Annotated in this window: 5 protein-coding genes and 1 pseudogene; 1 reads left to right on the top strand and 5 read right to left on the bottom strand. The window is 52.6% G+C overall.

Annotated elements, in window-relative coordinates:
* The 3 genes and pseudogenes from ACFPPD_RS21665 to ACFPPD_RS21655 form a co-directional block, all read right to left on the bottom strand.
* A pseudogene (locus ACFPPD_RS21665) lies at window positions 1-1,705 on the bottom strand (hypothetical protein); the annotation flags it as partial.
* 115 nt (window positions 1,706-1,820) lie between these two features.
* Window positions 1,821-3,002 carry a response regulator gene (locus ACFPPD_RS21660; protein WP_209750470.1) on the bottom strand — a complete coding sequence of 394 codons (1,182 nt, stop codon included), beginning with the start codon at window positions 3,000-3,002 and terminating at the stop codon, window positions 1,821-1,823.
* Between the two features lie 7 nt (window positions 3,003-3,009).
* A complete protein-coding gene (locus ACFPPD_RS21655) occupies window positions 3,010-6,063 on the bottom strand; it encodes an ATP-binding protein (RefSeq protein WP_209750468.1) in 3,054 nt (1,017 codons plus the stop codon).
* 246 nt (window positions 6,064-6,309) lie between these two features.
* Here ACFPPD_RS21655 and ACFPPD_RS21650 point away from each other — a divergent pair, with 246 nt between their 5' ends.
* The gene (locus ACFPPD_RS21650) at window positions 6,310-7,401 is read left to right on the top strand and encodes an HD-GYP domain-containing protein (protein ID WP_209750466.1); all 1,092 of its coding nucleotides are present in this window, start codon (window positions 6,310-6,312) and stop codon (window positions 7,399-7,401) included.
* A gap of 78 nt (window positions 7,402-7,479) precedes the next feature.
* On the opposite strand, the gene ACFPPD_RS21645 is transcribed toward ACFPPD_RS21650, so the two are convergent.
* On the bottom strand, window positions 7,480-10,818 hold the full coding sequence (locus ACFPPD_RS21645; protein ID WP_209750464.1) for an RCC1 domain-containing protein: 3,339 nt from the start codon (window positions 10,816-10,818) through the stop codon (window positions 7,480-7,482).
* 170 nt (window positions 10,819-10,988) lie between these two features.
* Window positions 10,989-11,826 (bottom strand): S-layer homology domain-containing protein (locus tag ACFPPD_RS21640; RefSeq protein ID WP_378083304.1); only part of this gene is annotated, 838 nt, incomplete at its 5' end.

Raw genomic sequence — 11,826 nt, 5'->3', positions numbered from 1 at the left:
CTTGTGCTTCAATCGCTGCCGCATTCGGCGCTGCGTCTGCCGCTGCATAGACAACGTAGTAGTAGGTTCCTGCTTCATTCGATGTGAAATTTAAGGTTGTTGTCGTTTCGGTCGTTGCACTTGCACTGGTTAAGCTTAACGCTGGCGCTGTTGTATCCGGCGTTGTGAACGGGATTGTCGCTATGCTCGAAACATTGCCAGCCGCGTCCTTGACGATGGCATAGGCCTTGTACCCTGTGGATGCGGTCAAGCCAGATACGCTAGCCGAGTTCGCTGTTGCGCCTGCTGCCGCTGTTCCTTTGGCTACGGCTGTTCCTTGTGCTTCAATCGCTGCCGCATCCGGCGCTGCGTCTGCCGCTGCATAGACAACATAGTAGTAGGTTCCTGCTTCATTCGATGTGAAATTTAAGGTTGTCGTCGTTTCGGTCGTTGCACTTGCACTGGTTAAGCTTAACGTTGGCGCTGTTGTATCCGGCGTTGCTATCGTTGTGAACGGGATTGTCGCTACGCTCGAAGCATTGCCAGCCGCGTCCTTGACGATGGCATAGGCCTTGTACGCTGTGGATGCGGTCAAGCCTGATACGCTAGCCGTGTTCGCTGTTGCGCCTGCTGCCGCTGTTCCTTTGGCTACGGCTGTTCCTTGTGCTTCAATTGCTGCCGCATTCGGTGCTGCGTCTGCCGCTGCATAGACTACGTAGTAGTAGGTTCCTGCTTCATCCGATGTGAAGTTTAAGGTTGTCGTCGTTTCGGTCGTTGCACTTGCACTGGTTAAGCTTAACGTTGGCGCTGTCGAATCAATTGTAATTGTACCCGTTGATTCCGCTGATACGTTCCCTGCTGCATCCACGGCAATCACTTTATAGTTTCCGTCAGCTAAACTTGCTGTACTGATCATCGTCGGTGTATTCGCCGTAACACCTGTTGCTTTCTTTGCTGTGCCTCCCGTTACCGCATCATCCGCTGCAATCACTGTCGTGATGTTTGCACTGTCAAGCACCAGATACAGCGTGCCTGCTTCTGTGCTTTGCGCTGTCGTCACATTCGTTGTATTCGGAATCGTAGCTGCGGTCACGCTTGCTGTCGGCGCAGGTACTGCAGGAAGTGCACTCACCTGAAAGCTATCCACAGAAGTAAGATTATATATATTACTTGCGTTAACACTTATCTGAATGTGAACGGCACTAGTGGTAATTGGTGTAGGAAATGTAAAATCTTTATAATTTAATGTGTTACTGTTGACGATAGCCTGGCGATCATTACTAGTTCTGCTTACAGTTGCAGTATATGAGCTAGAACTGTCATCAAAAGTCACAGTAAATGTGGCTGAGTTTGTTGCACTATCAAAGACATTCACTGATAGTTTCTCTATCGTAAATACATTACTACTAGTCGCAGAGGAAATATTAATAATTCCCGATGTCTGTGTGGATGATGAATAAACCCCATATTGATCAACATTAACGTTTACAACCCCAGTACTGTCTGAAGAAGTAAATTTAAAATTACCATCTGTTATACTTGTCCCAGATCCATTAATAGTACTAAATTTTGTAGAGTCGTAGGTCACAGAAGCCTTTGCAGGCATAGTAAAGAAATAAAACATCATTAAGCAAAGTGCTGCAATCATCAAAAGACTCTTCCGTCCTATTGCTGTCCTACTAAAGGGACTTCTATTTCCTTCTTTCAAACGATTAAAATATTTCAAGTTACACTCCTCCTATAATTATTGCAGCCTCTCGACCACATATTTTCCACATAAACCGACATATTTCAGCATAGCATAGCGCTCTGACCAAATTCTGACCCACAAAAAAAGCGGCTCACGCCAACGTAATATCGCTGGCGCTGCCGCTGCACAATCGTTCGAACAATTGAACCGTAGTTTCCATCGGTGCAATGCCCAATTCTTCTTTCAATAGCTTCGCAAACTGTTCGTAATGCCGGATCAACGACTGCCGGTCTCCCAACCTCGCATACACCTGAAGGATCGTCTCGTTGATATCGTCGGGGAACGGGTTCCTCTGCAGAGCGCTTTGCAGGCAGCTTGCAGCCGATTTAAGTTTGTTCGCAGAAATGTAGTAGTCCGCCATACGCTTCATGAATACGACATAGGCGTCCTTCCATTTCCCTTCCGCTTCACGCGCCCAGAGGAATCCGTCATCTTCCATGTAATTTCCTTTGTACAATTTGGCGATCGTTTCGAATTCGCCGATATTGCCCGAATTAATCTCCATGTCACCGCCGGCCATTCGCTCATATTCATCCGCATCGCACCACGACTCCCCCATTTCCAGCCGATATCCGCTATTCCGATACTCCAGCATAGGGGTAAGCCCGAAGCTATTCATCTTTTTTCGGATGCTGTACACGCAAGTATGTAAAAAATTGGCGGCTTGTTCCGGCTTTGTGCCTCCCCAAAGATCATCAAGAATTTTCTCTTTCAGAACGAATCGGTTGCGGTTGTGCACCAGATACGCCATCAACTCTCGTTCTTTGGATCTTCTCCATTTCACTGCTGCCGTCCCCGATTGCGCAGCAACGATCCATTCAAAGCGTCCGAAGCTGTAAAAGCCTGCCCGAACCGCCTCATCAGCCCCGCTCGCTTCGTTTCGCTCCATCAGCCCTTCCCGATCCCGAGCTATCCGTCTCCACAACAAACGTTCAATCGTCTTATTCAGCCTGTCAGCCGTTGGCGGCTTCAACACATAATCGACGGCGCTCAGTTCAAAGGCTTCGACCGCATACTGATTGTATGCCGTAACAAAAACGATATCTATTCTCGGAGCCGACTCCATCAAGTATTCGGCAGCTTCGATGCCGGTCATCCCAGGCATCTGGATATCGAGAAACACGACATCAATCTGCTCAATCCGGACTCTATCGATCGCTTCTTCCGGTCGGATAAACTTTCCGACAATCTCGACATTTCCATTTGCGCCAAGCAGCCTTTCCATATAATTCAGCACCGGCTCTTCGTCATCAACCAGAATCGCACGCAGCATATTCGCATCACCTCGCAGGAATCCGTATCGTTACTTTCGTTCCTCGCCCCTGCACACTCTCGAACTTCAACCCTGTACCGTACAAGCCGCGCAAGCGGCGTTCAATATTGGTCAGACCGACGCCGCCCAAGCCGCCCCGTTGTTCTTTCAACGCAGCCAACGTTTCCTCTGAAATTCCCTTACCATCATCCGCTACGACGATTACGACGGCGTCTTCCTCCTCTGTTACCGAGATACGCACGGTTCCCCCATTCGTCTGCTCCATAACGCCGTGCCTGACCGCATTTTCCACGATCGGTTGAATGACAAGCGGAGGAATCAGGCTGTTGACGCTTCCGTCAACCTCGCAAATCGTTTGCAGCCGTTCGCCAAACCGCGCTTTCTCGATATTCAGGTAAGCCTCTACAAGCTCCAGTTCCTTGCGAATCGGCACAAGCCGCTCACGGTTTTGAAAATCAAAGCTGCTCCGCAAATATTGGCTCAGTTCCCCAAGCAGCATCTGCGCTTTGCCGACATCGGTGTAGCTGACCGACATGATCGTAGTGAGCGCGTTAAACAGAAAATGCGGCTTGATCTGCGCCTGCAGGAAAGCCATCTCCGAGCTGATCAACTCGCTGACCGACGTTTTCATTTCCAGGAGCGTCCAGATGCGCGCTCTGAGCTCTCCAGCCTCGACCGGTTTGCCGAGAAAATCGTTCACCCCAGCTTCGAAAGCAGCCACTATGTCCTCCGGTCGGTTTCTCGCCGTCAGCAGCAGCACCGGGAGCTCGGACAACGAGTACCGCTCGCGGATACTCCGGCACACTTCGTAACCGGACATGCCGGGCATCATCAGATCGAGCACCGCCAAGTCTATGCGCCGATTTTGTTCAATTTCGCGCAATGCTTCCTTCCCGTCCAAAACAGCGATGACGGAGCAATGGTCTGAAGACAAGAGACTGATCAGCACTTGCCGGTTAACCGGGTCGTCATCCGCGACCAGTATGGTGAATTCCCCTCCTCTGTCCGTTCGGACCGCCCCCTGCGACGGAGCTACCGCTCCTGCGGCCAACTCCGCCAATCCGCGCGGCAGTACGGCGACAGCTTCCTGCTTCGCTGCTATGCCGGTTGCTCCGGTTGCCGCCGGCATCGTAAACGTGAATACCGAGCCTTTGCCAACTTCCGATTCCACGCGAATCGTCCCGCCATGAAGTTCAACGAGACGTCTGGTAATGCTTAGTCCCAGCCCTGTGCCGCCATACTCCATCGCAATCGCTTGATCCGCCTGTTCGAACGACTCGAAGATCGCTTCCTGCTTGTCCTGCGGGATGCCGATCCCGGTATCGTGAACGGATATTTCCAGCCGTCCGTTCCTTGCCAGAGCCGTCACGCGAATTTCGCCCTCCGAAGTAAACTTGAGCGCATTGCCGATCAGATTGTACAGAATTTGCGCCAGCCTGTCTTCGTCGGCATCCGCGTCGGGAAGATCGCCGGGCAACCCATCGACGAACGCTACCTGCTTGCCCCCGGCCATATGCCGGAACATCTCCAGCACCACACTCACCAGCGGCCGCAATCCGACCGCTTTCCGCTTCAGAACAATCTCTCCATTTTTCAATTTGGAAAAATCGAGAATGTCATTGATCAGATTGGCCAGTCTCCGCGCAACGGACACGACAGCCCCCAGATTGTCGCGCTCGGCGTCGTTCATTCGGCTGCCCGCGCCTTCGAGCACCGCCTGCGAGAGGTTGATGATCCCGTGAATCGGCGTCTTCAGCTCATGGGACGTATTGGCGAGAAACTCGTCCTTCAGCCTATCGGCCTGAATAAGCCGGGCAGACATTTGTACGTTCTGCTTATAAGCATTCGAGAAGCGCATCGACATGAAGAGCGCCAGCATCAGCAAAAACAGAAACGGCGTTACCGGCTGAAAGGTGAAGACGGGAACTGCGAGATGTACGTTTATGTTTTGAACAAAAGCGTACACGTTAAGGGCAATGGCCGCGACGGCCAAATATAAGCTTCCTTCCGTCTTGTGCAAAGCGGCCAATACGAGTACATACATAAGGTAAATAACTGTAGCAACAGAATATACCGCATGAAACAACCGCATCGCTTCATTGTACGTAAAGCTGTAAAACCCACAAACAAGAATGATTTGAATCAATCCGGCGACGAGCCCCATCCGGACGAGCCGCGCGGAGCAAAACGGACGGAACGCCGAAAAAACGAACAGGAGCACCCCGATGCCAGCTCCAAGCGAGGAAAAAATCTGAACGCGCAGAAAGATCCAGATCGGAAAGTCACCGAACACGTCATACACAATCCGTTCGCCAATGCACGCCGAATACAACGCGAAGAAGACGCTCAATAACCCGAAACTGAGCAGGAAATAATCTTTTCTGCGCTGGGCGGACAAGCCGACAAAATACAGTCCCATCACCAAAAAAGAAGCTACCGTAATCCAATCGTACGCGAGCGCTTTGGACTGAAGCTTCGTAATCTGGCCTTGGATTCCAAAATAAATCGCATGTTTGATACCGCTGCTGGCCGGCAAGTCATAGTTGGCGACTTGAACAATCACTTCATTAAGACCGGGCCGTAATGTAAAATAACCGACAATCGGCTTGTTCTTAGCTTCGTACGTTTGATCACCCGATGGATTCCCGCTGGCACCGACCGTTTGACCGTTTACGAAGATCCGGGCAGCCATTTGAATCGATAACGTTTTCAGGCCGTAAACCTGATTCCCTTCGTTTATGTTTACGCGCAGCCGGTACGTTGCTTGGCCGAACGTATTCATCTTGTCCGACCAAGAGCCCGGTACGGCAATCGTTTGCGGGAAGGGAAAGCTTTCTCCGGCAAAGTCCTGCGGTTGCAGCAGCCGCTCCGGATAAAATTCCCATTCGCCGTCGAGCTTGACGGCGCCGTCTGCCTCGAATCGCCACTGCGATAAGTCCAATACGCCGCGAGCCGCTTTCGGCGCTCCGTTGTCGCCGTGCTTAAGAATGGCAGGAATTGTTCCGTACGTGCCGGCGATGATCGCAAGCGTGATGAAGAGCGCTAGTAATTTCCGTTTCATAGACTTCTCCTTCTTGTTACAATCCGCAGGACAGTAAATCTTATATTCGACTACTTTCGACATACTCCTCCTCGACTCGGATCCATATCTCGCTCGACAATCATTTGAAAAATTTACATGTCAACTCTTTAAGTAAATCCATTCTATTTTTCATTTATCCATGATACGATTTCCTTAAAACTGGTTAAATCTATTCCTACAAAGGTATAAGGACTTCAACAGGGCACTTGCATAAGGAGCGTAAAGATGAGGTTAGTTTCAATAGCCAATTGTTATCCGGGGATGGAGATCGCCAAGCCCATCTTTACGGATGCAGGTACGGTTTTACTCGGAATAGGCGTGGCGTTGACGGAAAGAATGATTGACGGATTGAAGGGGCGAAATGTTCCGCATCTATATATTAAGGACAAGGCTACCGACGACCTGGAAATCATCGATGACATAACGGCGGAATTACGGATTGAGGCGGCTCATGCGATTCAAGACACCTTTGCTCAATTGCAATCCGGAAACAATAAAGTTTTAAGAGCAGTGAATCCTTTGAATGCCGATAAACTGCAAAAAGTGTTCAAGGATCTTATCTACGAGCTTCGCACGAATCAAAGAGTGCTGAGCCTATTGACCAATGTTTTTGTTCACGATAACTATATTTTTTCCCATTCGATCAATGTCGCGATCTATACGCTGGCAATGGCCGTAAAGGCAGGATATAACGAAAAACAATTAAATGAAATCGCGATCGGCGGCGTGTTTCATGATATAGGCAAATGGAGAATTCCGCTGGATGTGTTGAACAAGAAAGGAAGGCTGAGCCCTGAAGAGTTTGATCTTATCAAAAATCATCCGGCGGACGGATTCGAATTATTAAGAAATCAGCCGGGCATCTCGCTACTTTCCGCTCATTGCGCCTATCAGCATCACGAGAAGCTTGACGGTTCCGGGTATCCAAGAGGCTTGATAGGCGATGAAATCCATCCGTATGCAAAAATGATGGCGGTAGCCGACGTGTATGACGCTCTGACTTCCTCCAGGTCCTATCGAAAAGCGATGCTTCCGCATGAAGCGATGGAGGTGTTGTTCGCGGAAACGAATACCCATTTCGACGCCGGTATTATTCAAACTTTTCGCCAATCCGTGGCCTCCTATCCGATCGGCGTAACCGTGAGGCTGAATTCGGGCGAAACGGCAGTCGTCGCGCAATACTTGTTCCATTCTCCAAGCCGTCCCATCGTACGGGTAATCAAAGATCCATACGGACAACGATTAACCAAACCTTACGATCTGGACTTGTCGAAAAATCTTACGGTCATGATTACCGAGTGCGATGCGATTATGTAATTTGCTGAAAGCATTCATAAAACGGGGCTGCCCTGAGTAAAAAATCTACTCGGGAGCAGCCCTGTTTCAACTTGTATACTATGAATTTTTACTATCGATAAGCTTGGCCTTAACAAGCATCCGCTGCACGATCACAGCGGTCTCCGCTCTGGTGATGTTTCTCGACGGCTGCAGTCCCGTTTCGGAGCCTGTAACCAATCCGTACTTCACCGTAGCCGCAACGGCTTGTTTCGCCCACACGTTCACCCCCGCTTTATCCGTGAACGAGGCGAGTATGGATTCGGATTCCGCGTCGCTGACATTGGCGCTAAGTCCCGCGAGCTTCATCGCCCGGGCAACCATCACCATTGCTTCTTCACGGGAGATCGTCTGGTTTGGACGGAACGTTCCGTCCCCGTATCCTGCGATAATGCCGTACTCCTGAGCAATCGCCACCGCGCTGGCGTACCAATCTCCGGCATTTACATCTCTGAACATCAAGGTTTGCTGCCCTTCAGCAAGTCCCGCCGCCCGCATAATAATGGCCGCGAACTCAGCGCGGGTAATCGCTGCATCCGGATTGTAATGCGTCGCATCGACGCCCTTAACCACCATCCTCGAGGCCATGTCATTCACCGCATTCTTGGCCCAGTGTCCCGATACATCCTCGAACGTCATCGGGTGCCAGATCAACGTATACGTGCTGTTCGTCAAGCTGTTCACGACCGCATAATACTTTCCATCGCGAAGCGTGACGTAAGTCGGCACATGATGCAAGGTTCCGTCCGCCGCAAGCACGGCTGCGGTCGTAACCTTGCTCGGATCGATACCATCCGGCAACGGAATTTCACGCTCCACGTAGGAGCTGAATTTATCCACTTCCACCGTCTGGCCATTGTACGAGGCCGTAACCGTGAAATCGACCGGCGGCAGGACGACGGTAAACTTGTCTTTCTCCGCCGTACTTTCCACAAGCTTGACCTTCTCCGCGTCGCTTTTCGCAATGCTCACATGAATGACGATGTCCGACAGCTTCGCCTGCCCGCCAAGCTGCGACGCTACTTGGTCGATGAAGACCTGCGCTGCAGGCAGCTTGTAGTTCCCGTTTGCCGTTTGCACTTCCAAGTCGGCTTGCTTGTTTTCCATCGCTTTCACCGCGTCGCCGGTTAATTCCACCGTCACTTCCTCCGCGTTCTCCGACAACGCAGCAGGAATAATAACGGTCGACTTGTCTACTTCTTTCGCAAGCAAGTCCGCCAATCGGGAAGCGTCAACAGTCAATGTCAGCACGTCTTGCTGGCTCTCTTCGGTTACAGCCTCCTTGACAATTTGTCCATGCTCCTTGCCGTTAATAATGATGCGGAAATCCGTCGAGCTGTCTGATATGCCGCCAGTGGAAGTCGGTCCCGGAGAAGACGCCGCTGTTCCTTCCTGCGCGTTTACGGTCAGAACGTATATCCTTGTATCTGTCGCCGCGCCTTTGCTTATCGTCGCCGTCAGCGCCACTCCCGCATCCCCCGCGCTGAAGCTCGGGCGCGTCACTGCGCCGCTCCCCCCGCTCACCGCGATCGCGGCGTTGTCCGACGTCCAGCTAATCGTCGTGCCGCTTGCGCCGCTGGTCGGCAGCGTCACGTTCTGCGTCACGCCCGCCGCGCTGTCTCCCGAAGCATACCCGATCGCCAAAGCCGCTTTGTCCGTTGCCACCGCTTCCGTGTCCGACTGCGCCAGCTTCGTCAATGTTACCGTAAACACCTTCGTGTCCGACACCGTCCCGTTGGTGGAGACAATGGTCGCGGTCAGCGTGACCGTCGCATCCCCTTGCGTGTAGCTTGGGCGCGTCACCGCTCCGCTGCTGTAGATGGCCAAACTGTCCGAAATCCAGCTGATCACCGTGCCGCTCGCGCCGCTGGTCGGCAGCGTCACGTTCTGCGTCACACCAGCCGCGCTGTCTCCCGACGCATACCCGATCGCCAGTGCCGCTTTGTCCGTTGCCACCGCTTCCGCGTCCGTCTGCGCCAGCTTCGTCACCGTCACCGGGAACATCTGCGTAGCGGACTCAGCGCCTTTGCTGATCGTCGCCGTCAACGTCACTGCCACATCTCCCGCGCTGTAGCCCGGTCGGTTCACGCTGCCGCTTCCGTCGATCACGGCCGTATTGTCCGACGTCCAACTGATCGCCGTGCCGCTTGCGCCGCTGGCCGGCAACGTCACGCCCTGCGTCACGCCCGCCGCGCTGTCTCCCGACGCATACCCGATCGCCAACGCCGCTTTGTCCGCTGCCACCGCTTCCGCGTCCGTCTGCGGGAATACAACCGCTATGGGCGTACTGCTACTTGTCGTCGTACCATCGCCCAATTGACCTTCACCGTTATTTCCCCATGCCCACAGCGTGCCGTCGCTCTTTCGCGCCAGGCTGTGAAAATATCCGGCGGCTATTGCCTGAACATCGCTTAGATCTTGCACTTGAACGGGCGTACTTCTATTGATCGTCGTGCCATCGCCCAATTGACCAAAAGCGTTATATCCCCATGCCCACAGCGTGCCGTCGCTCTTTCGCGCCAAGCTGTGACCATTTACGGCGACTATTGCCTGTACACCGCTTAGACCTTGCACCTGGACGGGCGTACTGCTATTGGTCGTCGTGCCATCTCCCAATTCACCATCACCGTTATACCCCCATGCCCACAGTGTGCCGTCGCTCTTTCGCGCCAAGCTGTGATAACCTCCAGCGGCTATTGCCTGAACATCGCTTAGACTTTGCACCTGGACGGGCGTTATTCTATCGGTAATCGTGCCATCGCCCAATTGACCTTCAGCGTTATTTCCCCATGCCCACAGCGTGCCGTCGCTCTTTAGCGCCAAGCTGTGACCATTTACGGCGACTATTGCCTGTACACCGCTTAGACCTTGCACCTGGACGGGCGTACTGCTATTGGTCGTCGTGCCATCGCCCAATTGACCGGAACCGTTATACCCCCATGCCCACAGCGTGCCGTCGCTCTTTAGCGCCAAGCTGTGACTACCTCCAGCGGCTATTGCCTGAACATCGCTTAGCACTTGTACGGGCGTATGCCTATCGATCGTCGTGCCATCGCCCAATTGACCGGAACCGTTATACCCCCATGCCCACAGCGTGCCGTCGCTCTTTCGCGCCAAGCTGTGATTAGTTCCAGCGGCTATTGCCCGAACATCGCTTAGCACTTGTACAGGCGTATACCTACTTGTCGTCGTGCCATCGCCCAATCGACCGGAACCGTTATACCCCCATGCCCACAGTGTGCCGTCGCTCTTTACCGCCAAGCTGTGATAATTACCACCGGCCAGTGACTGAACCAAGCTGGCGGCCGCATATCCAACATGCGGAAATACGGCAAATTGCGACAACAAGAGCATAAATACAAGAAAAACCGAGACCTTTTTCCGATAAAACCTTTTCATTCGTTCACCTCACGAAATTTTGCCGTCCTTATTGTGCTTTTTTTGGCGCAGCTTTCGCCGATCTTTTCCACTATAAAGGCTATTTCGACAAAAAAAAATTCCCCAAGGCGGGGAATAGGAGGGGGGAATGCAAGCTCTATGTGTTAAAGTAAAATGTTTCAGCTTGTATACTATGAAATTTTACTATCGATAAGCTTGGCCTTGATCAGCATCCGCTGCACGACCACAGCGGTCTCCGCTCTGGTGATGTTTCTCGACGGCTGCAGTCCCGTTTCGGAGCCTGTAACCAATCCGTACTTCACCGTAGCCGCAACGGCTTGTTTCGCCCATGCGTCTACCTCCGCTTTATCCGTGAACGAGGCGAGTATGGATTCGGATTCCGCATCGCTGACATTGGCGCTAAGTCCCGCGAGCTTCATCGCCCGGGCTATCATCGCCATTGCTTCTTCACGGGAGATCGTCTGGTTTGGACGGAACGTTCCGTCCCCGTATCCTGCGATAATGCCGTACTCCTGAGCAATCGCCACCGCGCTGGCGTACCAATCTCCGGCATTTACATCTCTGAACATCAAGGTTTGCTGCCCTTCAGCAAGTCCCGCCGCCCGCATAATAATGGCCGCGAACTCAGCGCGGGTAATCGCTGCATCCGGATTGTAATGCGTCGCATCGACGCCCTTAACCACCATCCGCGAGGCCATGTCATTCACCGCATTCTTGGCCCAGTGTCCCGATACATCCTCGAACGTCATCGGGTGCCAGATCAACGTATACGTGCTGTTCGTCAAGCTGTTCACGACCGCATAATACTTTCCATCGCGAAGCGTGACGTAAGTCGGCACATGATGCAAGGTTCCGTCCGCCGCAAGCACGGCTGCGGTCGTAACCTTGCTCGGATCGATACCATCCGGCAACGGAATTTCACGCTCCACGTAGGAGCTGAATTTGTCCACTTCCACCGTCTGGCCATTGTACGAGGCCGAGACCGTGAAATCGACCGGCGGCAGGACA

The organism is Cohnella suwonensis (assembly GCF_042655365.1).
GTDB lineage: Bacteria > Bacillota > Bacilli > Paenibacillales > Paenibacillaceae > Cohnella > Cohnella suwonensis.
Note: the sequence above shows the minus strand (reverse complement) of the source record. Positions and strands in the feature narration are given on the sequence as shown.